Source organism: Micromonospora sp. IBHARD003 (assembly GCF_056106285.1).
The window spans coordinates 6,411,993-6,438,491 of record NZ_JBWBBX010000001.1 but is presented as its reverse complement, the minus strand read 5'-3'; the positions used below and the strand labels follow the sequence as shown (position 1 = coordinate 6,438,491).

Genomic DNA, 26,499 nt, shown 5'->3' with positions numbered 1-26,499 from the left:
ACCGTCCATGGTCCGTCCACGGCCCGTTCAGGAAGGATGGATCGCACCGGCGGTCGTCGTCAGCGGCGCACCGCTGCCGCCCCAGCGCAGGGCGACGATCTCCGCCGCCACGGACACCGCCACCTCTTCCGGTGTACGGGCTCCGAGGTCCAGGCCCACCGGTGAACGCAGCCGCGCCAGCTCCGGTTCGCCCAGACCGGTCTCCCGCAGCCGTTTCATCCGGTCCTCGTGGGTGCGCCTGCTCCCCATCGCCCCGATGTACGCGGCCGGGCGGCGCAGCGCCTCCTCCAGCAGCGGCACGTCGAACTTCGGATCGTGCGTCAGGACACAGATCACCGTGCGGGAGTCCGTCCCGGTGGCGCTCAGATACCGGTGCGGCCAGTCGACCACGACCTCCACGCCCTCGGGGAACCTCCTGGGGGTGGCGAAAACCGGCCGGGCGTCGCAGACCGTCACCCGGTAGCCGAGGAAGCTTCCGATACGGGCGACGGCGGCGGCGTAGTCGATCGCACCGAAGACGAGCATCCTCGGCGGAGGGGCGAACGACTGCAGGAACACGGTGACGTCGTCCTCGCGGCGCTGGCCCCGCGGCCCGTAGTGCCGGTTCCCGGTGAGGCCCTGGGCGAGCTCGCCGCGGGCATCCGCGGTGACGGCGGCGTCGAGTCCTGATGCTCCGAGTGTGCCGGTGACACCGTCCGGCCATACGGCGAGCGTGGCACCGCGCGGCGCCGGGCCGTCCGTCACCGTCGCCACCGTCACCGGCCGGTGCGCGGCTACCGAAGCGGCGACCTCGCCGAAGGCCGGATCCGTCTCGGGCGACACCCGGCGCACCAGCACGGTGATCGAGCCGCCGCAGGTGAGACCGACGGCGAAGGCGTCCTCGTCGCTGTAGCCGAAGGTCTCCAGCCGTGCCTCGCCGTCTGCGACGACGTCCTGGGCGAGCTCGAACACGGCCCCTTCCACGCATCCCCCGGACACACTTCCCACGACTTCGTCGTCCGGGCCGACGGCCATCGCCGCACCGGGTCCGCGGGGGGCGCTGCGGCTTACGGCGACGACGGTGGCCAGGCCGAAGGGCAGACCCGACGCGTACCACTGACCGAGCGTCGGCAGGATCTCACGCATCCTCCGCTCCTCCCGCAGTGCCGCGGACACGTCCCGAATGGCGCGTACGGCGCGGGACGACCCGCGCCGTACCGCGGACCGCGACCCGCTTCCATGATCCGCTCTCGGGGCGCCCGGCGCGAGTGTGCGGGCATCGGCACCATGGCCGCGGATGCGGCGGCCGCACCAACGGTCCCACTGGCCTGGGCATCCGGGACCGGCAGCGTGCGCCGGACGCGATGGAGGGGCGGCCAGTGCGGCCGCCCCTCCGGAAGTCCCCCCGCCTTACGGCTTGGGAGTGGCGTGCGGGGCGCACGTCACGTCGCGGCTCCCCACCTCGCCGCTGAGCAGGTAGGAGTCCACCCGCTCGTTGACGCACGGGTTGACCAGTCCGGTCACACCGTGCGAGCCGGCGCCCTTCTCGATGATCAGGCGCGAGCCCTTGAGACGCTTGTGGAGCTCGACTGCGCCGTCGAAGGGAGTCGCGGCGTCACGCGTGGACTGCACGATGAGCACCGGCGGGAGCCCCTTGCCGGTCCGCACCTCCACCGGGGTGTGCTGCTTGGACTGCCAGGTGGCACACGGCAGGTTCATCCAGGCGTTGGACCAGGTGAGGAAGGGGTGGTCGCGGTGCAGCCGGGTGTTGTCCCGGTCCCACTTCTTCCAGTTGGTGGGCCACTTGGCGTCCGCGCACTCGACGGCCGTGTAGACGGCGTTGCCGTTCTCCGCGGCGATGTTGCCCGCGGTGTCGGACGGGTCGGGCGCCGCCGCGTCGACGAGCGCCTTGGTGTCACCGGCGAGGTACTTGCTCCAGGCCTGGGCGACGGGAACCCAGGCTGAGTCGTAGTACGGGGCGCTCTGGAAGAAGGCGACGAGTTCGGCCGGGCCGACGACCCCGCCGAGCGGGCTCTTCTTGGCCGTCGCGCGCAGCTTGACCCACTGCTTCTCGACCTTCTGCGGGGTGTCGCCGATGTGGAAGACGGCGTCGTTCCCGGCGACCCATGCCTTCCAGTCGTTCCAGCGCTTCTGGAAGGCGACGTCCTGGTCGAGGTTCGCCTGGTACCAGATCTTCTCGCGCGAGGGGTTGACCACGCTGTCGACGACCATCCGCCGGACGTGGCCGGGGTAGAGCGTCGCATAGACCGCACCGAGGTAGGTGCCGTAGGAGACACCCAGGAAGTTGAGCTTCTTCTCGCCCAACGCGGCCCGGATGACGTCCAGGTCGCGAGCGGTGTTCGCCGTGGTCATGTGCGGCAGCATCCAGCCGCTGCGCTTCGCGCACCCGTCAGCGTAGGCGGCGGCTATGCCGCGCTGCACTCGCTTGTCGGCCTCGCTGTCCGGCACGGGGTCGGGCTTCGGCGCCTTGACGAACTCCTGCGGGTCGACACAGGAGATGGGGGTGGAGTGGCCGACACCGCGCGGGTCGAATCCGACGAAGTCGTACGCCTTCGCGGTCGTGGCCCACAGCGGGTTCTTGTTGGTGACCCTGGTGGGGAAGCGCATCCCCGAACCGCCGGGGCCTCCGGGGTTGTAGAGAAGCGCGCCCTGACGCTCGGCCTTGGTCCCGGTGTTGCCGATCCGGTCGACGGCGATCTTGATCTGCCTGCCGTCCGGCCGTGCGTAGTCGAGCGGAACGCTGACGAAACCGCACTGGACGGGCTTGGCGATGCCCCAGTCCTGTGGGCAGTCCGCCCAGGTGATGCCCTTCACGGCCGCCCTCGCCGCCGCGATCTGGGCTCCGCGTGCCTCGGACGCCGCATGGCCACGGCTTTCGGCAGAGGCCACCGGAGCCGCCATGGCGCCCACCATGAGGGTGCTGGCGACCAGGGTGCCGGCCGAGCCGAGCGCTGCTGTGCGTCTCACGTGAGAACCTCCCGCTGGTGGTGTGGAGTTGTACCGGGTGATCCTTTCGCGCCGGGCTCGGCTGGGTACAGGTCGTACTGATGTTCTTTGCCGAACCCATAACCGGTGCGTCAAGTACCGCTCAGCGGTGTGGTGTTCGCAGTCGGCTCCCGCCGGCGCTTCCTCGGTGGGATCCGGGCGGCCCGTACGGCCGCCGCGTCACCCGTATTGACCCGGTTCTCCCTGCTCACCGGCGGGATGGTGGCAGCGCGACCATGCGCGGCCATACGGAGGGGGTCCGCGCACCTCGTCGCCGGGGCCTTCGGCGTCCAGGCTGGGAGAGGCGGCCGGACGCCGCCGTGGCCGTCGGAGGGAGCGCTGTGACCACGCCACGTGCCGGGACGGGATCCGAGCGGGAGCCCGCTGCTGTACGGCTGCGGCTCATGGCCGACGGCCCTGGGCATGCGCGTGAGGCTCTGGCGACGGAGCTCGCGGCGGTGCTGTTCGCGTCGCTCGCACGCAAGGACCAGCGGCAGAAGGGCGAGCAGTATCTGCGCGGGCTGCTGAGCGCCCGGGGCCGGAAGTCCATCCGCCATATAGCCGCCCAGGTGGGCGGTTCGGCGGCCGAGCAGAGTCTGCACCACTTCATCTGCAGCTCGACCTGGGAGTGGATGCCCGTACGGGAGGCGCTCGCCTCCTGTCTGGAGGAGCTCAGCGCTCCCCAGGCCTGGGTCGTACGGTCCATGCCGATCCGCAAGGCAGGCAATCAGTCGGTGGGCGTGGACCGGATGTTCGATCCCTGTCTGGGGCTGGCGTTCCACGGTCAGCAGGCGTTCGGGGTGTGGTACGCGTCCGAGTCGTTCAGCACACCGGTGAACTGGCGGCTGCATCTGCCGGACGTCTGGGTGCGGGACGCCGGCAGGCGTCGTCGTGCGGAGATTCCGGAAGGAGTCGGATCGCAGACGGACGAGGAGTGCGCGGCGGCAGCGGTCCTGGAGTCGATGAGCTCGTGGCGGGTGCCGGTGCGCCCGGTGGTGCTGCAGGCCCACATGAGAGACCTCCCGGCCACCGTCGACCGGTTCACCAGAGCCGGGATACCGGTCATCGCACGGGCCGGCGGCAGCACCGCGCTCACGGTGCGCGCGCCCGCGCTACCGGGTTACCGGGGTGGCCCGTTGGGCGCACAGGCCATCGTGGAGTCGGTCCGGGGGATGCGCCGGCGGATCGAGTGGACCGACCCGTGGGGACCGTCGTACACACGCCGCAGCTCGCTGGCCGTCACCGTCCCGGTCGGCGAGGCGGACGCGGGCCGCGGCGGCGCAGGCGGCGTCCGCGGGCCGGCGCCGGGCCGCCGCCACGGGCACGGCCTCGGTGCCGCCCCGGGCGTCCGCACCGGCGCGGCCTACCGGACCGGTTCCCTACCGGGCACACGTCCGGGATCCCGTCCGGGGCGCGGCTTCGGACTGGGCACCGGTGAGCTGACGCTGCTCGGCGAATGGGACGACCCACTGCACGCCCCGGTGGCGATGTGGGTCACCAACATGCGCTCCGTACCGGCGGACGACCTGCTGCGGTTGACCAAGCTCGCCGAGCGGACGAGCCGGGATCTGGCCGAAGTGGGCGAGCAGGTCGGCCTGAAGGACTTCGAAGGGCGGTCCTTCCGCGGCTGGCACCGCCACATCACCCTCGCCTCGGCCGCCCATGCGGTCGCGGCACTCGCGGGCGGGGGCCACAGCCCGTCCGGCTACGTCTCCCGTTCGGCCTGAGGCCGCTCCACCGCGCCCTGCCCCTGCCTTCGGTACACGGCGCCCTGGGCGCGCCGCAGCCGCAGGGCCAGCTGGATCTCCAGGGCGTGCCCCGGCTCCTGCCAGTCGGGGCCGAGGAGTTCGGTGATGCGGTCGAGACGGCGCGAGACGGTGTTGGTGTGCACGTGCAGTTGCTGCGCCGCCCGTGTGGGGCTGCCGCCCGCGGTGAAGTACGCCTCGAGGGTGCGGACGAGTTCGGTGGACCGCCCCGTGTCGTAGGCGAGCACCGGGCCCAGGGCGGAGATGATGAAGGCGTCGGCGTCGTGGTCGTCGGAGAGCAGGAGTCCGAGGAAGCCGAGGTCCTCGGCCGATGCCGCACCGCCGGTGCGGCCGAGCGCCACCAGGGTGTCGAGGCAGCGTCGCGCCTCGAGATACACCTTGCCGACCGCCGACAGGTCCGGGGTCGGTCCCGCCGCCCCGACGGAGACGGGATGTCCCAGCAGCGGTGACAGTTCGTCGGCCGCGGCACGGGCGGCGGCCGACGGGTCCGTCCCGGGCAGGAGGAGGACGAGGCAGTCGCCGCTTACGGTCTTCAGGCCGCCGTGCCGATAGGCGTACGAGGAGGCCCACACGGCGGACTCGCCCTGCTTGCCGCCCTCGGGGCGGACGGCGAGGACGAGGTGCTCGGCGGAGGGGTCGATCCCGAGCCGGCGGACCCGTTCGGCCAGCCGGCGCGGCGACTGGGGGGTGCTGGCCAGCAGATCGTCCAGGCATTCGTCACGGGCCGGACCAGCCGCGGCCGCAGCGCTGTGACCGAGCAGCAGCACGAGGGCGAGGGTCTGGCCCGTGGCGTACAGCAGTCTCTTGTCGTCGTCGGTCAGGGAGGTACGCGACCTCAGCAGCAGGGTGCCGGGAGCCTCGACGCCGGTGGTGACATGCGTCGCCCAGACGGCCGCCGCCGTATCGCTGCCGTCCACCAGCACGGGTGCGGACGTCGCGTGGGAGTCGACGAGCGCGCGGACCACCCGCGCCGGATCGATCTCCCGGATCTCCCCGGTGGCGGCCAGCGTCCGGCCTTCGGCGTCCCTCAGGACAAGGATGCCGTCCAGGGCCTTGGCCGCCGCCTTGGTGACGTCGTGGAGCCCTCCGCCCTCGAGGACCAGGGTCGCGAGCCGGTCCCGCACCGCGGCGAAGTGGTCCGCCCTGGCCAGGGCGGAGGTGAGGCGCACGCTCCGCGACTGTGCGTCGGCCAGGGCGGACTCGATCCGGTCCGTGCGGCGGGTCGCCTCGATCGCCGACGCCGACAGGACCGCGAGCGAACGCAGCAGACTGACCTCGTCCGGCGTGAAATGGCGGATCTCCCGCGATGCTCCGTACAGCGCGCCGATGGTGGCACCACTGTGGATCAGCGGCACCACGAGTATGGCGTGCAGACCCTCCGAGCTGACGACCTCGTCGATGTTCGGGGAGTGCGGGAAGCGGTCGTCGACGAGATAGTCGGCGGTCCAGAACGGGGCCTGCTTGCTCTGGGCGTACTCGCCCAGGCCGAAGCCGCGTCCCATTTCCAGGCCGACGCTGAGCGCGGTGGTCTCGCCATCCGACTTGTGCACATACGAACCGCCGCCCGGAAGGCGCAGGCTGACATACGCCATGTCGAAGTTCAGCAGCCGTCTGGTGTGGCTCGTGATGACGTTGAGCAGGCCCTCGAAGTCGCTGTGGGAGCACATGTCCTGGGACGTGTCGACCAGTGCGACGAGTCTGGCCTCGCGCTTGCGCCGCTGCTCGGCGGTGGCGCGGACCTCCTGGGCCAGCCGCACCGCTTGTTCCAGTCGCCGTAACCGCGGTTCCGGCAGCAGCTGCTGACGCGCCGTCCGCAGCAGTTCGTCGAAACGGCTCGAGGGAGCCTCGCGGGAGAGGAGTTCGAGGACGGCCAGTGCGTCGGAGTCCATGGATCCGTCGTCCGGGTTCAACTGGCGCCCCCCACACAGAAGCCAAGATCAATCTCAAGGAGCCTAAGTTCTGCATTTGCGATGGTCAAGCGGGAGGCGAGAAGACGGTCACACATATGTGCCGGGAACACCTTTACGAGCGACCGGAGGTGTGCCGAGAGCACCTTCCGGGCGATCCCTGGCTGGGAAAGCATGGCCGGGGGTGTCGGCAAACGCGGCACCCCATCGGTCTGCAAGGGGTGGGAATGACAGAACGCACGAACTATCTGAGATCTCTGGAGCGAAGCAGGCGATCCCTGACGCGGGAGGACCGGCCCAGGACGTTCGTCATGGCCGGCAGGGAATGGGACCTTCTGGACGATGTGTTCGCGCCCCCCTTCTCGGCCACGACCGAGGTCGCGATGGAGGTCCTCGGCCTGACCGGCGACGGCGAGGTCCGCTACCGGCGCAACGGATCGTTTCTGGAGATCGGCGCCGGCACCGGCATCATCGCCGTGTCGGCCGCACTGGGCGGCTGCGACCGTGTGGTGGCGGCGGACATCAGCACGGCGGCGGTGAAGAACTCCGAGCTGAACGCCGTACGGCACGCAGTCGCCGACCGCGTCAGGGCCGTACACAGCGATCTGTTCTCGGCGCTGGACGAGGACGAACGGTTCGACACCGTGTACTGGCACTCCAACTTCGTACTGGCGCCTACCGACTACCACTACGAGACGGAGCACGAAGCCGCCTACGTCGACCCCGGCTACCAGGCGCACCGGCGTTATCTGGCAGAGGCACCGCTCTTGTTGAACGAGGGCGGCCGCGCCCTGCTGCAGTTCAGCGACCGCGGTGACATCGCCCGCCTGCACGCACTGGCCGACGAGTGCGGCCGGGAGCTGCACGTGCTGAACCGGCACCGTTTCCTCGAAGGCAGCGAGGAACTGGAGCACATTCTCTTCGAGATCCGGGCGTAGCCGTGCGCACCCTGCTGATCGACAACTACGACTCGTTCACCTACAACCTGTTCCACCAGATCACCGAGGTGAGCGGATCCGAACCGGTCGTCCTGCGCAACGACGATCCCCACTGGCATCCCGGGGCGCTCGCCTCTTTCGACAACGTCGTCATCTCGCCAGGGCCCGGAAACCCGGCGGTCGACGCCGACTTCGGGATCTGCCGTGAGATCGTCGCGCACTCGGAGATTCCGCTGCTGGGCGTCTGTCTCGGTCATCAGGGGCTGGCTCTGGCGCACGGCGCCAGGGTCGCGCGCGCCCCGGAGCCGCGTCATGGACGGGTGTCGCCGGTGCTGCACCGCGGCTCGGGTCTGTTCACGGGGCTGCCGTCGCCGTTCGACGTGGTGCGCTACCACTCGCTGGCCGTGACGGAACTGCCCGAGGAGCTGGAGGCCGTCGCCTGGACACCGGACGGTGTCCTGATGGCGGTCGAGCACCGGGAGCGGCCCATGTGGGGGCTGCAGTTCCACCCCGAGTCGATCCTCACCAGGTACGGGCACGAGCTGCTCGCCAACTTCATGCGGCTGTCCCGGTCCTGGCAGGCCGCGGGGCAGGGCGGGGGGCGGAAGCAGAGCGGTGCCGCGGCTGCCGCCGCGCCGCTTGTCGGCCGGGAGGCACGGGCGGCGGCGCTCGGCGACGTGGACGGCGGGCAGGGGGGCGGGCCGGAAGGGACGCAGCGCAACACGGCTCAGAGCACGCGTCACAACGGGCCGGACGGCGGGCTTGAGGCCGGGGAGGCCGGGGCGGCCGGGCCGGACGACAGGGTGGACGGCGGAACGCCCGCCCGTACCCTGCGTGTTCTGGCCGAGGCGTACCCCACCCGCTGGGACGACGAGGTCGTCTTCGACCACCTCTTCCGCTCGGGCCCGTACGCCTTCTGGCTCGACAGCGGCAGGACCGATGCCGACAGCGGCCGCTTCTCGGTCATGGGCGACGCATCGGGACCACTCGCCAGGGTGGCGAAGGCCGACGTGTCCAGCCGTACGGTCACCGTGCGCTCCGCGGGCGACACCGAGGTCGTCTGGGGCAGGTTCCTCGAGTGGCTCGACCGGGACCTCAGGGCCACGCGCACCGAAGTGCCGCCCCTGCCCTGCGACTTCGCCCTCGGCTGGGTCGGATACCTCGGCTATGAGCTGAAGGCCGAATGCGGAGGCGAGACGTCCCACCGGTCCGAGGACGCCGATGCCGTGATGGTGTTCGCCGACCGTGCGGTGGTCTTCGACCACGCCACGCGGACCACGCACCTCCTGGCGCTGGCCGAGGACGGCGACGAGGAGGCGGCCCGGAGCTGGCTGCGTACCACCGCGGACACCCTCGCGACGCTGGCGGGCCGGCCGGCCGCGGCACCGCCGCCCGAGCTGTCCGGGGTCCACGGAGAGCTCTCCGGGATCCGGCTGCGGCACGACCGCGAGGAGTATCTCCGGCTGATCGCCCATGCCCAGGAGGAGATCGCCGCCGGCGAGACCTACGAGGTGTGTCTGACGAACATGGCGGAGGTGCGCGGCGCGCTGGATCCCTGGGAGGGCTACCGGCTGCTGCGCCGCCACAGTCCCGCGCCGTACGGGGCGCTGCTCGGCTTCGGCTCGCTGGCGGTGCTGAGCACCTCGCCCGAACGTTTCCTCCGCGTCGGTGCGGACGGTGTGGTCGAGTCCCGGCCCATCAAGGGCACCCGGCCTCGAGGGGCGACCCCGGCGGAGGACGCCGCGCTGGTGGCGGAGCTGCTGTCGGACGAGAAGGACCGCGCCGAGAACCTGATGATCGTCGATCTGGTGCGCAACGACCTCGGGAGGTACGCCGAGAGCGGTTCGGTCGAGGCGGACGACATCTTCCGGGTGGAGACGTACGCGACTGTCCACCAACTGGTCAGCCCGGTCCGCGCCAAGCTGCGCGCCGGTCACGGCGCCGTCGACTGTGTACGCGCCTCCTTCCCTGCGGGCTCCATGACCGGGGCGCCGAAGATCCGGACGATGCGGATCATCGACGGGCTGGAGGCGGGGCCGCGTGGCGTCTACTCCGGCGCCATCGGCTACTTCTCGCTGTCGGGAGCGGCCGATCTGAGCGTGGTGATCAGGACTGCCCTGGTCACGCCCGGACGGGTGCGCTACGGGGTCGGAGGAGCGGTGATAGCGCTGTCGGACCCGGAGGCCGAGTACGAGGAGACCGCGGTGAAGGCGGCTCCGCTGCTGGCCCTGACCGGGGGCCGTTTCCCGGGCCGCCGCCCGGACTCGCTGACCGTCTGAACCCGCCGCCGACGGCGGAGGCGCGTGAAGAACGGCTGAGTGGAATGACCGGCCGGCTCGGGCTGTGGGCCGCTCCCGCACAGTCTCGGGACGGCCCGCCACCGGTCGGCACGTACCTCAGGCCCCGGGGCCGGCGAGGGCTGCTCAGTCGCCGGCCAAGGAGACCTCGGTCGACTTGATCAGCGCCACGACGGAGGAGCCCGGCGCGAGTCCGAGCTCGGTGACGGCCTCCGTGGTGATGGCCGCGGTGAGTTCACCGCCTTCGATGCTCACCTTCACCCCGGCCATGGCACCGCCGGCGGCGATGTCCGTGACGGTCCCGGGGAGCTGGTTGCGGATGCTCACTCCCTGGACCGGTCCGGTGGCGAGCGCGACCTCGGTGGACTTGATCAGTGCGCGTACGGAGGAGCCTTCGGCGAGTGCCAGTTCGCGCACGGCCTCGAGGGTGATCGTGGCGGTGATGTCCTGGCCGCCGGCCAGGCGGACCTTGACCGCGGCCATGACCTCGCCGGGGCTGACGCCCGTGACCGTTCCGGGGAGCTGGTTGCGGATGCTCAGGCTCATGGGTCAGCGCCTTCGGTCGTAGGAGGAAACCAGCGGGTTCGCAGAATCTGGTGGTAGCCGTGGCAGGAACTCGCTGGTGGGTTGTCGGTTCTGTAGTGAGAGGCGCTCGGGTTCGTGCCCGACGCGTCAGGCAAGATGAGGGCTCCAATCGGTTGGGGAGGGGCCTGGGGTGGGTTACGTACTGCAGGCGGTAATCGCAGGGGACGAGCTGCTGAGTGCCGCGGCACGGGACGTTCCGGGAGCCCGAGTGGCGCCCCTTCGGCAGGGCCTGTCGCTGATGCCGATGACGGATGAGGTCTTCGACGGCGTCACGGACGGCAGCGCCGCAGGGGATCTGGGTTTTTGGCGACTGCCAGGTGGCTTCGAGAGACTGCTCGCTCAGTGGTCGGTCTCAGGGCCGGTTGCCTATGTGGAGGCCGAGTACTTTGGTGACGTCGGCGAGCAACGAGCCGCCGTCTGGGCTGACGGGGCACTGGTGCTGGGGCCGCTGGATGTGCCAACCAAGAAGCGGTTCTCCCGAACAGTCAGCCCGATCTCCCAGTGCCTGGGGCGGCTGGGCGCGCGAAGGGGCCTGGGTGAGGACGAGTTCGAGGCCGTGGGGCTGGACCGCCACCGTGACAACGAAGGCTGGATCTCGTCCAGCGCCTGCTAGGCCGTCTCTTTCGGATCACCGACCGGCATACTGGGCGTCATCCAACGGCTGGAAGCAGACAGCGTGCAATTCGACATATTTCGCATCAGTGCAGGCCTTGCGACTGCCACCCTGACAGTTCTCGCCTCGACCGCTTGCGGGCCGAGCGGGCCGGCCCGCGTCTTTCCGGAGGCCGTGCGCCATTCCGAATTGGTCGGTCGATGGGACGGAGCGCCGGATTGCAGAGAGCCGCTTCCGGTCATTCGACTGCGTGACGATTACAGCTTCTCTGTCAAGAATTTTCCGGTCGAATGGGCCGGCCCCGGGCCGGACGACGACAAGGTGACGCGCCTTACGATCGACGGGAAATGGCATGCGGTCAACAAGGACCCTGGCCTGACACCTTATCTGGTGCTTCGTTTCGAGAAGAGGAACGACCACAGGTCTCTGGGGTTCTATGTGGAGAACGGGGAGCTGCGGATGAGCGGGAGTGTCCCGGCGTACGGGGAACCCGGCGAGTCCTACTCGTGCACCTACGGGCGCACTTCTGCCGACCCTGAGGCCTAGTACTGCAACCGCATGTGGCGTGACTGTCGGCGTTGTTGGTCGTTGGTGTGACTGTGTGATCAGTCGCTGACGGTTGAGCAGGTCGAGTCGTGGTCCGAGGGTGTAGCCGGGTTGCATGCCCGGTTCGCGGGACGTTTTGGCAGGTCGGAGCCGCGTGATCGGGCTCTGGACTATATGAGTGGCCTGCTGGCGCCGTTGGAGAAGAAGAACGGCTGGACGCTGGCCGAGCAGGTCGGCCAGCTCCGCCCGGATGGTGTGCAGCGTCTGCTCAACCACTCCGAGTGGGACGAGGACGCGGTCCGCGACGATGTCCGCGACTTCGTCATGGAGACCATCGGCACCAAAGACGGCGTGCTCGTCGGGGACGACACCGGCTTCCTCAAGAAGGGTGTGAAGTCAGCCGGTGTCCAGCGGCAGTACTCCGGGACCGCCGGCCGCACCGAGAACTGCCAGATCGGCACCTTCCTCGCCTACGCCTCCCCCAAGGGACGGGCGTTGATCGACCGGGAGTTATACCTGCCCGTCTCCTGGACCGATGACCGCGAGCGGTGCCGGGCGGCCGGGATCGACGACGCGGTGCCGTTCGCCACCAAGATCGAACACCTCAAGTGGATGCTGCAGCGCGCCATCGACGCGGCCGTGCCCTTCGCCTGGGTCACCACGGACGAGGCATACGGGCAGGTCAAACACTTCCGCGTGTGGCTGGAGGAACGCAAGGTGGCGCACGTGCTGGCCACCAAGGTCAATGACACCGTCACCACCACCGACAGTCGCGACGCCCGCGTCGACGAGTTGATCGCCGCGTTGCCGAAGCAGGCATGGAAGCGGATCTCGGCCGGAGCCGGCGCCCACGGCCAGCGGATCTACCACTGGGCCCGCGTGGCGATCCGGCCGTCCTGGGCGGACGGGTACGGGCACTGGGTACTGGCCCGCCGCAGCCTGGCCGACCCGACCGAGATCTCCTACCACGTCTGCTACGGCCCCGTCACCTCCCGGCTGAAAGACCTGGTCAGGACGGCCGGCGCCCGCTGGCAGGTGGAGGAATGCTTCCAGACCGCGAAGGGCGAGTGCGGGCTCGATCACTACCAGGTGCGGCTCTACCGGGCCTGGTACCGGCACATCACCCTGGCCATGGCCGCCCTCGCCTACCTCACCGCCGTCCGCGCCCAAGAAGCCGTAAAAGGGGCAGCGGATGCGGCGAGCACGACCTGATACCCCTCAGCGTCCCGGAGATCCGCCGGATGATCGGGCACCTCACTGTGCGCCCCGCTGCCATGCCAACGAGCACCGTCTGCACTGGTCACACTTCCGGCGTCGCAGCCAAGCCCGCGCCCGCCGCTGCCACTACCAACGCCGAGGCCACGACCCCCACATGCGGTTGCAGTACTAGGCCTGTGTGGGGTCGATAGTGAAGCGCTCGGGATAGGCCGCGCGGACGTAGTAGATCGCCGTGTGCGAGGTAATTCCGAACAGACGCATCAGCCGGATCGGATCCGCGGTCTCGCGGGCCTCGTCGAGGAATCGATCTTGCCGGAGCTGTGTGGCGTTGATCCCGATCCGGTCCCGCAGTGTCTGGAAGTTGGAGGCGGTGACTGCGGGCTGGTCGACATGCATGGCGGTGATGGGGCTGCGATCAGGTAGGGGTTGGTGCTGTGTGGCCACCGGTGGTGACGCTCGACCAGCCAGTCTTTGACCAGCCGGAGAGCGAACTCGTCCAGGCAGACTTCGTGGTCGAGCCGGTTCGGTCTGGGGATCCGCAGGCGTCCGGTCGATCGGTTGAGATCGTCCAGCCGGATCTCTGCGACCTGCTTGGGGCGGATGGCATAGACAGCGATCAAGACGAGGGCGAGTTTGTCCTTGGCTCCGGGGACATGGTCCAAGAGCCCCCTGAGCCGGTCCGAAGGGATAGCGCGGGGGACTCTGACGGGAGCCTTGAGGTGCACGTTTCGGGCTGGGTCGCGGAAGATTCGGCGCTCGCGCCGCAGGGCTCTGAAGAGCGACCGCAGCCCTGTGAAGTAGGAGTAGTTGACGGCTGCCGTCTTCACCTCCGTCTCGGTGACTTCGTTGAGCGACGTGAAGTGGCCCCAGGTATCCAGGACGGCCACGACGTTGAGCATGTAGCCGCGGATCGTGTTCCAGGGCATTGGCAGGGAGGGCCGTTTGCCGTCGCCACGGAGCACGGCCACCCAGACCTTGAGGTCTGCCTGAAACTGCGGTGGCGCTTGCGCGGTCCAGCGCTGAACGGATGCTTCATCGGCGCCGATTGCTTGTGAGTCCAAGGCCAGAAGGCCCTTGGTCTGGAGGAACCCGGCGACACGGACGGCGTTGTAATACGGAGTCATGCGCCCGACCCCGTAGACGTCGCGTTCGAGGATCGGGGTCTGGGTGCCGAGCCAGCCCAGCAGCACCCGTAGGGTGCGAAGGCTCTTCTTGCGGGTCGCGGAGGTCCACGACTGGGCTCGGGCGAGTTGGTCGAGTTCGTCGACGATCGCCTGTGCCGCGGGGCTGATCTTCAGCAACCCGGGGTCTTTGACCTTTTTCCAGTCCCGCTCCGGAACAGGGAAGAGTTCGAGCTGGGCAGGATCGATCAGGTGCTCGGGCCAGCAGCGGCGGGCTGCCCTGGCCTGCTGAGCCTGGTGCCGTCGTGCGGTGTTGAGGTCGCGGCCGGTCCTGTTCGCGTAGATGTCGATCTCGCCGCCGAACCAGAGCTGGTCCGGGACAGGTGCACCGGCCAGGGTCTGCTCCAGGTGGACGACGCGGCAGCGCCGGCAGCGTCCCAGGGACAGCGGGAGGATGCGGTGGCAGCGCCGGCACTCACCCTGCTCGTTGAACCGCTGCCAGTTCCTGCAGGCGGAGCACAGTTTTGACGTGGTACCGGACCAGGACAGGCAGTGTCCGCAGCTGACGGCAGGCAGGTGGGGGTGGAGCGCGAGATGCCAGCGGTTGGGGCGCCGCCTCAGGAGCCCCGTGCGACGGAATAGTTCCACCAACGGCCCACGCAGTTCAGGCAGTTGCGCGATGTCCTGCTCGCGCACCAGAGTCTGGCCGGCTTCGCGGCTGGCGAGCGCGAGACGGGCCATGTGAAGGGCGAGCCTTCCCCACGCGTCGCTCAGATTCCGCTCGGACGCCATGTGCGTGACGGCCGCCGAGAGAGCCGGCAGTTCCACGAATGCGCGGTCCGCGATCCGGTGTGCATGGTCCACGGTCAGCGTCCGGGGCGGGGAGGGCCAGGCCAGCTGACCGGGCACCTGCAACGGGCAGACCCGTGGATCATCACGGACGACAGGCACGCTCGGTTCCGGTGACCACGGACGCCAATGAGAATGGGGAATGGGCAGCTCAGCGGTGAAGCGGAAGACCACCTGGCGCCAGTGCGTCATGTCCTGGATCTCAGTTGGGCGGCAGTTCGCGCAGGCCGCGGCTGGCGCCGGGTACGGGCCGGGCCGCGATCGGCCGCAGCCCCCGCCACCCGGCGCTCGCCCTGCTCCCGCGAGGAGAGATAGGACTCCGGCTCGGCCTGCATCAGGTCAGCAACGGTGCAGTCCAGCGCCGCACAGATCTTGTCCAGGTCCTCCAGCCGGACCGTGACCGGCTTGCCGCTCCACAAGGCCGCGACCTTGCTCAGGGAGGGAGTGAACCCCAGCTCGGCAAGGACTGTCTGCAGCTGCGTCGGCCGCCAGATATCGCGCTGGGCGGCGACCATCCGCAGATTCCACTTCATCGTTCATGCCTCCATACTCAGCCGGCGGACCGCCCGGCGTGCGGACTGCAGGCTGGCCAGCTCCGGGTCCGCCTGGACGGTCGAGAGATACCCGACCGTAGTGCTGGCCCAGATATGACCAAGGACCTTCTGGACGTCCCAGAGCGCCATGCCGCTCTCATTAAGATGAGTCGCCCGCGCATGCCGCAGCAGATGGGGAATCAAACAGGTCACAGGACCGGGAAGGTAGAGCTCGCCAGCAGTCCTGAGCGCCTTGCGGAACGCGTCGGGCTGCACCGGCATGCCCACGGCGATGTTCACGGCAGCCAGCGCCCGCGGCCGCCGCTCGGAAGGGAACAGCGGCGCGGCCGGGTCCGAGACGTCGTCGCTGAACGAGCCGCGGACCTCTTCGATGTACCACCACAGCAGCTCGCGTCCCTCCGCGAACAGGTAGGCCTGCCTCTCGCGCTTGCCCGAACCGCCAGCCCCCTTGCCCTGGACGACGAACCGGCCCCACTGCCCCAGCTCCCAGTGAATGTCCCCGAGACGGACCGCGCACAACTCGCTCGCACGGACCCCCGAGACATAAGCGATCTTGGCCATCACGTAGTCGCGTACGGCCACCTGGTACTTGCGCGCCGCCGGAAGCGACGCCCGCCACTGTGTGAAGCACTCCGTCAGCGCTCGTTGCGAGGGAGGGATCCGCAGTCCGAAGTCACCGCGGTGGACCGGTCTGTTGAAGGAGTCGACCGGCGACTCGACCGTCGCACCGAACCTCCGGGCGATCTCCCCGGCATAGCGCTGTTCCAGGAACGCGAAGTAGCTGTCGACCTTGACCAGCTTGCTCCGCACTGTCGAGCGGGCCCGCCGACGTTCCTGCCCGGCATAGAACCGGTCCACATGCCGCGGCGTGAGCCGCCACGGCACCAGGTCGTAGAAGGAGCACAACTCCATCACCGGCCTGACCAGCTTCTCCAAGGTAGTGGGAGCCAGTCCGGCGACGTCCCGGGCCCACAGATACTCGGACACCGTGTCCAGGTAGAAACCCTGCTCATCGACGGCATGTGTCTGTGCTGCAGCCCGGCGCTGCAGCACCTGCACGTCCCGCCAGGCCGCTGTCCTCCGGGCCGCCCGGGCCTTGCTCATCGCCGTCCTCCGGCTGCCCGGTGAGCAACGTCAGACGGCGGCGACTTCCTGAATACCGCATAGCCCCGCAAGTTACTGGCCGAACTCGCAGAATCTGCCAGTAACTCGGGAAACTCGACACGGACGGATGACGACCGCCAAGAAGGCTCACCTCCCCACTTGCACTGATCCCCGTACAAGAAGCGCTGACGAACCCGCGTGAACTCCAGTTATGTACCGATTCCCCACGGTTGTTCTCCGGGCACTGTAGCCACGGTCGTCACCACGGAGGCGGCCTCGGCACACCGTTCGCGCACAGGTACCGCCGCATACGGACGAATGCGCCACACCCTCGACGCGGTGCTGCGCAGCGCCCGCACCGCGGGCGGACTTCCCTCCGGCCGTCTCGCCGGACGTCTCCCCGGCCGTACGCAGCTCGTCCCGCTCCTCGAGCGGGCTCAGGTCAGGCCGGCTCGGATCTGACGATGACCAGGGAGCCCTCGAAGTACTCCTGTGTACGCAGAAGGCCGTAACTGCGGTCCCAGGCTCCGCTGTCCAGATCGTCCCGCAGACGCGCGGCGAACCGCTCGCACACGGCGACGTTGTCACGACCCGGCCCGCCACCAGTGCGACGAGCGCCCGCACCCGCGCTGGTTCCCGCCCTGATGGGGGCAACCTCCGTGCTTCTCCGACCAGTTCACTCGCACAGAAGCCAACGGCTCGGGAAAACGCACCGTTTCGATTCAACAGACCGGACGACCCTGTGCTGAAGTCGTGCAAGCGCGGCCGTCGTCACCATTTCAGGTGAAGTCCCGTGGCATGTGCGGGTGGCGCAGTAGATCGTCCTATTCTCACATGGCATTCAAGCGGTTTGGACAGTGTGACTCTGCCTTCTGAGCTCGCTCTCTTGGAGGATTGGCGTGACGCAGAGATGTGCTGGTGAGAAGGTTGGCTCGTTACAGAGCCCGCGGGGTGGCAGGGGGGCGTCGCTCCATGTGGGCGTCTCGGTCGCCGCCGCTCTCGCAGCGGGTATGTCCACGGCCCTGCTGCTCCCGGCCGGCATAGGGATCCCCGTAGCACACTGGGCGGCTGCCCTTTCTCTCCTCGCACGTGCCCAGAGCGCCGCAGGACAGGCATCGGCCCGCCTCAGGCTGCTTGCCGCGTCGGTCGCCGCAGGCAGTGTGCAGTACCTCGCCCTCCCCTTCCCACCGTTTTCCGGAGCGGGTGCCGGCCTGGCCCTGGTGCCCCTGTTGGCGACCGCTGGGGCCGCCGCGTGTCTGGGGCTGGGAGCCGCCGGCATGGCCCAGAGGGCGCGGTTGATCTGTCTACGGCGCCTCCTGGACAGCTGGCTGATCGCGGGAGCCCTGCTCACCTTGTGTTGGGTACTGGTGCTCCATCGAACGGACCGGAACGGTGACGTCTCACCGTCGCTGTTCGCACTGGCCCCTGTCGTACCGGACATCCTCGTCCTCGGCCTTCTGGGTGCTCTTCGCTTCTGCGTGAGACGCAATCAGCGCACCGCAGCCACCGCGGGTGTCCTCGCCCTCGTCGCCTTGTCCGCGGGCGACATGCTGCGCATCGCCGGCCCCCCTCCCGCCGTCATGGGCGGGCTCCCGCTCGCGACGGCCTGTTCGATGACCGGGGCCTTCCTCATCTGTGCCGCTCCCTGGCTGCCTGGAAGCGGCGTCGTCGTGGCAGTGGACCAGCGAACGATGCCGGTCCTCGGGGTGGTGGCGGCCTTCGTGCCCATCATCGTCTGCGCCCTCGCCTTGGCGGCCCACGCCCTGGCCGGGGGCCCCATCGATCTCGTCACAACACTTCTGGCCGGCTCGGTGCTGGTGTCACTCGGTGCCCGGCAAGGTGTCATCCATGCCCGCCACCTCAGCCTCACCCTCGACACTGCGGCCCGCGAAGCGCGCTACCGCACCTTGGTCGACGGCACCTGCGACGTCATCACCATCATCGGCCCGGACGGAGGCGTGCTCTTCGCCAGCCCGGCCGCGTACCACGTCTTCGGATACGCGCCCAAGGAGCTGGTCGGTGCTCGCGTGTCCCTCTTCTGTCACCCGGAGGACCTGCCGGCGCTGGGGCAAGCGGCCGCCGCGCTGCGTCAGGACGCCACGTCAGGTACGGGTCGTTCGGGACGGCGTGTAGCCTGCCGCGTCCGTGACACCGACGGGCGGTGGCGCCATGTCGAATCCACGGTCAGCCACCATTCTCAGGGAGTGATCGTCAGCAGCCGCGATGTGACCGACCGTGTCACCCAGCGGCAACAGCTCGAGCGTCTGGCTTTCCACGACGCGTTGACGGGGCTGCCCAACCGGGCTCTCTTCGCCGAACGAGTCGCACAGGCTCTGCACAGGCAGCCTGCCAACACGGCCCCGCCTGCGGTGTTGTTCATGGACCTGGACGGATTCAAAACCATCAACGACACCGCGGGGCATGCCGCCGGCGATGCCGTCCTCGTCCAGGCCGCGCGCCGGCTTCCGACACACCTGCGGGCGGGAGACACCGTCGCCCGATTCGGTGGCGACGAGTTCGCCGCGTTGCTGCAGCACGAGCCAGGGGACTGCCCCACACGTGCGAGGGACGTCGCCGAGAGGCTGCTCACCGCCCTGACGAAGCCCTACCGCATCGGTAACCGGTACGCGATGGTCTCGGCCTCCATCGGCATTGCCATCGCCACCCCCGGCATTACCCCCGCGGAACTCCTGCATCACGCCGACCTGGCCATGTACGAGGCCAAGGCGGCAGGCAAGAGCTGCATCCGGATGCACCTTCCACCGGCGCGCGGCAGCCTTGCCCCACCGACCAGGGCCTGAGACCGTCACAGCACATACGTCGCTCGCGCTGCGGCAACAGCGGCTCCGGACCGGCGCGCCCCGTGCGCCCGCCCCCCGTGCGTATCCGGGTACCGACGGCCCTCGGCTTCGGCAGCCGCACGCACCGTGGGTGCCACCGCTCCCGGCGCACCCGCCGCACGCCTCGAACCAACGGGAAGCTCAGCTCCGGGGCCCGAGCCGCCGCGGTGGGGTGCTCCCGCCGATCCTGCCGGTGGCGGCCGCGGAGTGAAGCGTGCGCAGGGCGAGGAGGAGCACTCCGATGTCGTCCAGGTAGACCGGGTCCGGGACCAGGTCGACCGGCGAGACGGTGTACGCCACCGCCACCCAGAACAGGGCCTTGGACCGCAGCGGGATGCCCGCGTCCAGCAGCAGTTTCCGGGCCCGGAAGACGCGCACGAGCAGGACGGCCGCGTACACGGCCATCAGGAACGCGACAACCACGGCCGCGACGAGCCACCAGGCACTGTCCATGGTGCTCTTCTACCCCGCCGTGCCCTTCCGTCCCGCTGTCGCCCGGCCGCGGCGTGTCGTCTCAGGACGGAGGCCGGAGCACCCTCCGGGGCCGTGGGCCCTTCGGCTGTGTGGTCAGGTCGACCAGACGACGCGGTCACCGTCCTTGACGACCACCTTGCCGTCCGGGCGCAGCACCAGTTTCGCACCGGGATGACCCCAGCAGTCCGCTCCCCAGATGGGCCGGTCGTTCGCGTTGTGAATCACGAGGTTGCCGTCGTCCTGGAATATCGCACGGTGGTTACGGCCGAAGGTCATGGCGGCCCAGATGGGTTTGTTCCGCTCGTTGTATACGACCAGGTTGCCGTCTTGCTGCATCGTCATGCGAATGCGGTTGGTGCTCCAGGAGGATCCGACCGTGAGGACGCTGCGTGCCGACACGGTGGTGGTGGACCACTGCGGCGCCGGGGAGACGGGCGGCGCCTTCTTGGGCGTGGCGGCGGGAGCCGGCTTCGACGGTGTGGACTTGGGCTTGCTCTCGGGCTTCGCCGACGGTGTGGCGGCCTTGGGCGCGGCGGCGGGTTCGGCCTTCTTGCTCGGCGGGGGCGGCGGGGGGCGCTCGGTGGCGTAGCTCCCGGGTGTTCCGCTGTGCTCAGGAGCCGGCCCCAGCAGTGTGTCGGAGCGCCTCTGGCTCGCGTCGACGGCCGCGCCGGTGGGTTGCTTGTCGTCCGAGGCTCCTCCGGCCAGCAGAAGCGGCACGCCGATGAGCACCGCGCCGACGATCGCGGCCCCGGCGAGCACCGGCTTGCGGGGCCGGCCGGTCCCCACTGCGGTCGTGTCGGCGTCGTCGTCCGGGGGTTGTCCCGCCGCACCGGCGGCGACCAGCGAGGAAGGAGCCTCTGCCTCGTCGCCTCCGGCGCGTGCCGATGCCTCCGCTCCGGAGGCCTGGTCGGAGCCCGGGCCGGCAGATTCCGCGGCGGCGGCCTGTGGTTCGCCGGTGGTCCGGGTCTCGGCGCGTTCTCCCTCCACGGGTCCGCGGACGCTCTGCCGCGCCGGGGGCGGCGGCGCCGGGTCCTCCGCACGGGGGGCCGCGATGGGCACGGCGGGGCTGAACGCGCCATTCGGCGGCTCGGACGGAGCCGGCAACGGGACGGCCGTTCTCACCTTCGGACCGCCCGGATCGGGTGCTGCTGCGCCCTGTTGGGGAACCATCCCGTCATTCCTCCTCGATGTAGGTCGTCTCAGGAGTTCGGCTGTCCGGATCCGTCAAGTGGTCCCTCGCATCGCTCCGGCCATGTGAACCCCGCTCCGGGGGACCGCAGCCGGCCCAGTGCGTCGTCGAGGCGCGCGAGGACGCCCCGGTCGTACTCCCCCATCTGCTCGGGCGTGGCCGTCGCCACGTCGGTCAGCTCCCGCAGCAGGACGAGCGGTGTGCCGACTCCGTCGCGCACGTCCAGTACGCGGAACGTGGTGCCGGGGGCGAAGACCACCTCGTCGTGGCAGGCCTCGCTCTCCACCGCCTGGGACATCTGCCGGACGCGGCGGCCCGTGACCGACCAGATCGCGTACCGCGCCAGCGCCGGGTCCACCGCTCCCGCGCCGCTGGACAGGGTGCTCAGCGCGGCTGGGTCGCGCAGCACGGAGCCGGGCGGGGGCGGCGGGACCTCCGCCGCGGACGCCGGGCCGGGGCCGCGCAGCGCGACGCCACGGAAGGACGGCATCCGCCGGAGGGCAGAGGACAGGCAGGCGGCGTAGGGCAGGAGCCCGGCGGAACCCGCCCGGAGTGAGCGGGACAACTCCGCGTGGCTCAGCGGGCCGTCCGGCGGGCGGAGGTAGAGCAGGAGTGCGACCAGGTCGGCACGGGCCGCCTCCTGCTCGTCCCCGCGCAGGACCGGCATCCGCGTGAAGGTGCGGGTGACCGTGGCCGCGTGGCGTTCCCATGTCTCTCCGACGAGGACGCGGAAGGCTGCCCGTTCGGCCTCCGTGCTGTGGTGGCCGGGCAGCATCGGCACGGCACGCGGCGGCCGGACGGGGGCGGTCGGCGCGCCCGTGGGGCGGGGCGCGGCGGGCGGACCTCCGTCCGGCGCCGTGGCGTCGGGGACGGTCGGCGGCAGTGTCGGAGCGGAAGGGGGCTCGTGTGCCGGTCGGTGCGCGGATACCTCACCGTTCGCGGATGTGGCTCCGGGCGAGGTGCGGCCGGAGCCGTTGTCACCCGCTGTTGCGGACGCCCCGTTGGGACCTTCGGGTTCGCTCAAGAGCGCGGCGATCCGGGAGCCGGAGGGAGCGGTCCCCGGGGCCTCCTCCTGATGCGTGGCCGGTGTGGAGGGTACGGCGGGGGGCGCGGGCCGTTCGTCGCGACCACCGGGTCCCGCCGGTGCGGCCGTGCCCTGCTCCACGTCGGCGGACGGCGCTCCGACTCCATTGGCGGGGCCGGTGGTTCCCGTCCGGCTCGCGGGCTCTCCCCCGAGCGTGGCCCTGCGGGCGGGGGCGGCGGGGGCGACCGTGTCGGGCATAGCGGGCATGGCGGGCATGGCGGGCTCCTGGCCCTCAGCGGTTCCGTTGCCCACCGGCACGGATGCCCCGGATGCGGCCGCTGCAGGAGTTGTGATGCCGCTGAGGCCGGATGGGGCGGCTCCGACTCCAGCGGCGGAGCCGGTGGTTCCCGGGTGCGGAGTCGCACCGCCGGTCGTCGGCTCGGCGGCCGCGTCGTTCCCCGCACCGTCACGACCTGCCGGGGCGGCTCCGGTGAACTGCGGCGTGGTGTGTCCGTGCGCGGCTGTGGTGCGGTCCGGCTCGGCACCGTTGGCAGCGCGGGCACTGCTGACACCCTCGGAACCTGACGCAGCCTCATCCGGCGTGCTTGTGCCGGACGTTGTGCCGATGGACAGGGTCGCGGACGCCAGCGGGGTGGTGAAGGCGCCCGGCACCGCCGGGATCGCCGCACTGGTGGCGGACACACCGGGGCGCTGTACGCCCGGGAACACCGTGCCCTGACCTTCGGTTCGACCGTCCGGGGCGGTGGTCGTCGGCGGACGGGTGCTTCCGGGAGCCTGGGGTTCGGCCGGTCCGGTGGCGGACGCGGTGCCGCTCGTGGGACGCGCCGCAGGTGCGTGGGACGTGGCTCCGGCTTCCTCTCCCGGCGCGGTCGGTGCAGGGCCCGACGGAGGACGCACGGGTGACGCGGTCGCTTCCGCCTCCGGTCCGTCCACGAGTTCGCTGAGGGAAGTCCGCGGGGTGCGGACCGGCGCCTGCGTGGCCGGAACCCCGGGGACCGCGCCCGCAGGGGCGTCCGGCGCGGGGGCCGGCGCCCCAGGACCCGGCGAGCCGACGGCCGGAGGCGCGGTTGCGGTTGCGGTGCCGGCGGACTGCCCGGCGCCGACGGCGGCGGGCCGGCCGAAGCCGGTGAAACGCACGCTTCGCAGACCGTGCTGGGCCGTCAGGCGCCGCACCTCGCGGCCGCCGTCCGTGACGGTTCCGTGCACGTCCAAGCGGGCTCTGGACCGCAGCGCGGGTGGCAACCCGCTGAGCAGCCTGGCGAGTTCGGGCCAGAGGGTGCTGTCGAGCGTCTCGCCGGGCCGCCCGACCTCGATGGCCGGTCCCTCGGCCTCCACCGGTCGTGCGGTGGGCGAGGGCACCTCGCCGTCGCGCCCCGTCACCACCAGTCCGGCCCGGGTGGCGGCCACCTGCCAGCGGTCCGAGAGGCGCACCACCCCTCGCCGCGCGTCACCGGAACCCGGCAGCGGCGGGCTCCAGCGGAGCAGGCGGGGCTCGGCCACGCCGGGAGCGCAGACCACGGCGTCGACGAAGGGCTGCCAACCGGGTGCGCCGTCCGTTCCGACGACCGTGGACCGCACGGTGTCCCGTGGTCCGGTCGCGGACTCGGGCAGCAGGGGCAGGCCGCTGTAGACGACGACCTCCGCGCCGGTGAGATCGGCGGCCTGCTGCGCGGCACGCAGGACGTCGCGACGGCCGCCCGGTGCCACGCGCAGTGCCGAACGCGCCGCCTCCGGCAGGGAGGTGACCACGTCGGCCACGTCGTCGGCGTCGATGTCCTCGCCGTCGAGCACACCGAGCACCAGGAGCGGGCCGCGACGGTCGACCGGCACCGCCCAGCACAGATCGCCCGGCCGTGGCGGAAGCGCGTCGTCCGGCCGGACGAGCACGCCGGCGGGTATCTGCTCGACGACGCAGCCGCCGCGGGTCCGTTCCGGAAGGGCGCCGGGCCGGGGCTGCCAGACGGGAGCGGGCTGGCGCGGGCCGAGGGGGACGGGATCGCCGCCGGGGGCGAAACGCCACCACCCGCGCCGGCCGCCCACTCCCGACGCGTCGGTCTCGCGGACGAACAGCCCCCCACCGGGGACGCCGAGGACAGTGCCGTCGGGTGCGACGACGTCCAGCTTCCAGGCGTCGGCGATACGGCGGGCGAGTGCGGGCCGGTCGGGCGTGTCGTCGCCCGCGCCGGACATCACGAGCCGGACGGTGGTGGTCGTGCCGTCGGCGCGCAACGTGTCCAGCACAGCGCCGAGACGGGGCCAGAGCGCGTGCGCGGACGCCTCGTCCGCCCCCGCGACGACGGTCACCGTCGCCGGGTCCTCCGCCTCCAGACAGCGCGTGAGGTCCGCGATCTCCACGGGGCCGAGCAGTTCGTCGGAAGGCTGCCGCACCAGCACGACACGGTCGTACTCCTCGACGAGGAATGCGTTGTCCTGCCCCTGCTCGTGCTCCTCGCCGGTCCTCTCAGCCGCTCGCGGTGCAGTGGCCACGGGAGGGGCGGGCCGGCGCATACGCCAGCGCTTCACCGGCGGCCCCCCGGTCGTGCGCATGCCGGACGGATATGGGAGAGCGTCACGTGGATGTCACCTGCCATGCCTACCGCGGAACGACGGCCGCGATCGCGTGCGGCCCGTTTCATGAGAACGTCCGGCGTGATTGCGCAGGGCGTCCGGCGACAGCATGTCCGTGGAGCGCCTGCGGCGCCGGGAGCGAAACGACGTCGGCCGGATCTGGCTGTCGTCCCCGTGCGGGCGCCACTGTTGTGTCGCTGTTGTTCCGCTGATGTTCCGCGCACTACCTGTCCTCTGGTGTGACAGCCTGTCGTTGATTGCACTGCGCGGGGCGCCGGACCGTCATGAGGCATTCTCCGGCAGGCAGGAGCGCTCGCCGTCGAAAAGCAGCCGCACGGTCCGTTCGGCGCCCTGGCCGAAAAGGCGGGGTCCCCGCCCGGTTCCTCAAGGGTCGGCGCGCCGCCGAACAGTCCCTCCCGCGCCGTCTGCCCCGCACTCAAGTTACCACCGGTATCTATGAGTTCGGCCCCGGGAACCGACTGGGAGCGGTCCGGCAGTCGGGCAGCGGTTTCGCTGCCGTGGACCGACAAGACTTCCTCCTCGAAAGACGGGACGAGAGCGCCGATGGCTGGATCACGCTGTTGGGTGCCCCGATCGGGCACCAGAGTGCCCGAATCTTCCCCGTCGGCAGGCCGCACGGGCGGGTGTTGTGTCTCATACCGGCCCGCCGCGACCGCACCGAGGGCGCACACCGGTGTGGTCGGTCGCCCGCCGAGCAGTGTGGACCCGGACGGTGCGGACGGCACCGGTGTGTCCGTCTCGGCGGTCACCGGGCCCTGAGAGGACGGTGTTTCGGCCATGTGGGCGGACGCGGGCCGACGTGTGGAGTGGATGTTCCTCAGTATCGGCGTATCCGTCCCCTGGTAGCGGTCGGTTCCGTTGTCGTGCACTGCGACGGACTCCGTGACTGCCTCGGACGGGTAGGTGGTCTCCACGGCGTAGTGGCTCTCCACGACGCAGCGGTCCGGCGCCGTTGGGCCCGGACCGCGGCACCGCGCCCGGACCGGAACCGGAGTCAGTCGGTTCAGTGGGTCAGGTGGCCGCGGTGCCGGTGTGCCCGGCCGAACCCTCCGTGTCGGCGGGCGGGTCGGCGGGTAGCGGCAGGATGTCGTTCAGATCGCCGTCCCAGGTCTGCTCTCCGGCCGCCTCGGCAGCGGCCACCGCCTCACGCAGGAACTCGGGCTCCACCGCCATGCTCACCGGGCCCGAGGCGTTCAAGTAGATCAGGTGGTTCTCGGGAAGCCGGTCGAGCAGTTCGGGCGCCTTCACGGGCTTGAAGGACAGCCGGCCGGCCGCCTGCAGATGTTCCGGCGAGGTGAACACCGGCACGACCGGGGTCTCGCCGTCCGGCGCGACGGCGGACAGCAAGCTGCCGCCCGGGGCGAGGAACACCGCCACCTCCGCGGTGGCCAGCGCCTCCGTCACGTCCGTGGCCGGGCCGTAGCCGGTCGCCGCGAGCTGCACTGCGGCGTCCACCGGATCGGTCGGGTCGGGCCACTCCAGCGCCCTGGGCGACGGGCGGTAGTCCTCGTTCTCCCGCCACTCCACGAGCTCGCCGTCCAGGTCCGAACGCCACTGGCCCACCACGGCCCAGTTCGGCGGTTCCCCCTCCCCCGACCAGGTCGGATCGACCATCGCGAGCCAGTGGTCGGGCGCCAGGCGGGCAGCCTCACGGATGTGGTCCGGAGCGGGCGGCATTTCCAGCGCGCCCGACGGCTCCGGATCCGTCGTCTCCGCCCGCGGTGCCGCCGCGTCCGCCGCGTCCGCCGGGTCCGCCTGCCATGACGGGACACTGCCGCCCGATGTGCCGTTCATTTCGTACTCCACCGTCAACTCGTACCGGATGTGGTCGTGGGGTCCGCCGTACAGGCGGGGCAGTCACACCGTTCGTGCGGCGCGC

The 26,499-nt window shown here is 70.6% G+C and carries 20 protein-coding genes; 8 read left to right on the top strand and 12 right to left on the bottom strand.

What is annotated here, in order from left to right:
• Positions 1-27: 27 nt before the first annotated feature.
• Positions 28-1,125, bottom strand: coding sequence for an XdhC family protein (locus tag ACTWOL_RS28380; protein ID WP_474299647.1), 1,098 nt, complete (start codon positions 1,123-1,125; stop codon positions 28-30).
• Between the two features lie 264 nt (positions 1,126-1,389).
• Positions 1,390-2,967, bottom strand: coding sequence for an alpha/beta hydrolase (locus tag ACTWOL_RS28375; protein WP_474299646.1), 1,578 nt, complete (start codon positions 2,965-2,967; stop codon positions 1,390-1,392).
• A 359-nt stretch (positions 2,968-3,326) separates the two neighbouring features.
• Between ACTWOL_RS28375 and ACTWOL_RS28370 the strand changes: the two genes are divergently transcribed.
• A complete protein-coding gene (locus tag ACTWOL_RS28370; RefSeq protein ID WP_474299645.1) occupies positions 3,327-4,712 on the top strand; it encodes an IS701 family transposase in 1,386 nt (461 codons plus the stop codon).
• Here ACTWOL_RS28370 and ACTWOL_RS28365 read toward each other — a convergent pair.
• Positions 4,691-6,640, bottom strand: a complete 1,950-nt coding sequence (locus ACTWOL_RS28365) for a helix-turn-helix domain-containing protein (RefSeq protein ID WP_474299644.1) — start codon at positions 6,638-6,640, stop codon at positions 4,691-4,693. The genes ACTWOL_RS28370 and ACTWOL_RS28365 overlap by 22 nt on opposite strands.
• Before the next feature lie 245 nt (positions 6,641-6,885).
• On the opposite strand from ACTWOL_RS28365, the gene ACTWOL_RS28360 reads away from it, so the two are divergent.
• Complete coding sequence (locus ACTWOL_RS28360; protein WP_474299643.1) at positions 6,886-7,596, top strand: 50S ribosomal protein L11 methyltransferase; 711 nt, start codon at positions 6,886-6,888, stop codon at positions 7,594-7,596.
• A gap of 2 nt (positions 7,597-7,598) precedes the next feature.
• Entirely contained in the window at positions 7,599-9,875 is a 2,277-nt protein-coding gene (gene pabB / locus ACTWOL_RS28355; RefSeq protein ID WP_474299642.1) for an aminodeoxychorismate synthase component I, read from the top strand.
• A gap of 144 nt (positions 9,876-10,019) precedes the next feature.
• On the opposite strand, the gene ACTWOL_RS28350 is transcribed toward pabB, so the two are convergent.
• Complete coding sequence (locus tag ACTWOL_RS28350) at positions 10,020-10,439, bottom strand: TOBE domain-containing protein (protein ID WP_474299641.1); 420 nt, start codon at positions 10,437-10,439, stop codon at positions 10,020-10,022.
• 169 nt (positions 10,440-10,608) lie between these two features.
• Between ACTWOL_RS28350 and ACTWOL_RS28345 the strand changes: the two genes are divergently transcribed.
• The 3 genes from ACTWOL_RS28345 (at position 10,609) to ACTWOL_RS28335 (ending at position 12,849) form a co-directional block, all read left to right on the top strand.
• Positions 10,609-11,091: a hypothetical protein gene (locus ACTWOL_RS28345; protein ID WP_474299639.1), complete on the top strand. Its 483-nt coding sequence runs from the start codon at positions 10,609-10,611 to the stop codon at positions 11,089-11,091.
• Positions 11,092-11,154: 63 nt separating this feature from the next.
• Positions 11,155-11,637 (top strand): hypothetical protein, encoded by a 483-nt coding sequence (locus ACTWOL_RS28340; protein ID WP_474299638.1) that lies wholly within the window; start codon positions 11,155-11,157, stop codon positions 11,635-11,637.
• A 66-nt stretch (positions 11,638-11,703) separates the two neighbouring features.
• A complete protein-coding gene (locus tag ACTWOL_RS28335; RefSeq protein WP_474301278.1) occupies positions 11,704-12,849 on the top strand; it encodes an IS701 family transposase in 1,146 nt (381 codons plus the stop codon).
• A 266-nt stretch (positions 12,850-13,115) separates the two neighbouring features.
• On the opposite strand, the gene ACTWOL_RS28330 is transcribed toward ACTWOL_RS28335, so the two are convergent.
• The 3 genes from ACTWOL_RS28330 to ACTWOL_RS28320 all read right to left on the bottom strand — a co-directional run bounded on the left by ACTWOL_RS28330 (position 13,116) and on the right by ACTWOL_RS28320 (position 16,483).
• Positions 13,116-14,840: a hypothetical protein gene (locus ACTWOL_RS28330; RefSeq protein WP_474299637.1), complete on the bottom strand. Its 1,725-nt coding sequence runs from the start codon at positions 14,838-14,840 to the stop codon at positions 13,116-13,118.
• Between the two features lie 173 nt (positions 14,841-15,013).
• Positions 15,014-15,358 carry a helix-turn-helix domain-containing protein gene (locus ACTWOL_RS28325; protein ID WP_474299636.1) on the bottom strand — a complete coding sequence of 115 codons (345 nt, stop codon included), beginning with the start codon at positions 15,356-15,358 and terminating at the stop codon, positions 15,014-15,016.
• Positions 15,359-15,361: 3 nt separating this feature from the next.
• Positions 15,362-16,483 (bottom strand): tyrosine-type recombinase/integrase, encoded by a 1,122-nt coding sequence (locus ACTWOL_RS28320; RefSeq protein ID WP_474299635.1) that lies wholly within the window; start codon positions 16,481-16,483, stop codon positions 15,362-15,364.
• 318 nt (positions 16,484-16,801) lie between these two features.
• On the opposite strand from ACTWOL_RS28320, the gene ACTWOL_RS28315 reads away from it, so the two are divergent.
• Positions 16,802-16,945, top strand: a complete 144-nt coding sequence (locus ACTWOL_RS28315; RefSeq protein WP_474299634.1) for a hypothetical protein — start codon at positions 16,802-16,804, stop codon at positions 16,943-16,945.
• On the opposite strand, the gene ACTWOL_RS28310 is transcribed toward ACTWOL_RS28315, so the two are convergent.
• Complete coding sequence (locus ACTWOL_RS28310) at positions 16,926-17,057, bottom strand: hypothetical protein (RefSeq protein ID WP_474299633.1); 132 nt, start codon at positions 17,055-17,057, stop codon at positions 16,926-16,928. The two genes, ACTWOL_RS28315 and ACTWOL_RS28310, sit on opposite strands and share 20 nt — an antisense overlap.
• A 400-nt stretch (positions 17,058-17,457) precedes the next feature.
• Between ACTWOL_RS28310 and ACTWOL_RS28305 the strand changes: the two genes are divergently transcribed.
• Positions 17,458-19,284 (top strand): diguanylate cyclase domain-containing protein, encoded by a 1,827-nt coding sequence (locus ACTWOL_RS28305; protein WP_474299632.1) that lies wholly within the window; start codon positions 17,458-17,460, stop codon positions 19,282-19,284.
• Positions 19,285-19,464: 180 nt separating this feature from the next.
• Here ACTWOL_RS28305 and ACTWOL_RS28300 read toward each other — a convergent pair whose 3' ends face one another.
• The 4 genes from ACTWOL_RS28300 to ACTWOL_RS28285 all read right to left on the bottom strand — a co-directional run bounded on the left by ACTWOL_RS28300 (position 19,465) and on the right by ACTWOL_RS28285 (position 26,414).
• Positions 19,465-19,776 (bottom strand): YkvA family protein, encoded by a 312-nt coding sequence (locus ACTWOL_RS28300; protein WP_474299631.1) that lies wholly within the window; start codon positions 19,774-19,776, stop codon positions 19,465-19,467.
• Positions 19,777-19,890: 114 nt separating this feature from the next.
• Positions 19,891-20,784 (bottom strand): hypothetical protein, encoded by an 894-nt coding sequence (locus tag ACTWOL_RS28295; RefSeq protein ID WP_474299630.1) that lies wholly within the window; start codon positions 20,782-20,784, stop codon positions 19,891-19,893.
• A gap of 212 nt (positions 20,785-20,996) precedes the next feature.
• Entirely contained in the window at positions 20,997-24,578 is a 3,582-nt protein-coding gene (locus ACTWOL_RS28290) for a DNA polymerase III subunit gamma/tau domain-containing protein (RefSeq protein WP_474299629.1), read from the bottom strand.
• A gap of 1,053 nt (positions 24,579-25,631) precedes the next feature.
• Positions 25,632-26,414, bottom strand: coding sequence for a type VII secretion system-associated protein (locus tag ACTWOL_RS28285; protein ID WP_474299628.1), 783 nt, complete (start codon positions 26,412-26,414; stop codon positions 25,632-25,634).
• Positions 26,415-26,499: the final 85 nt, after the last annotated feature.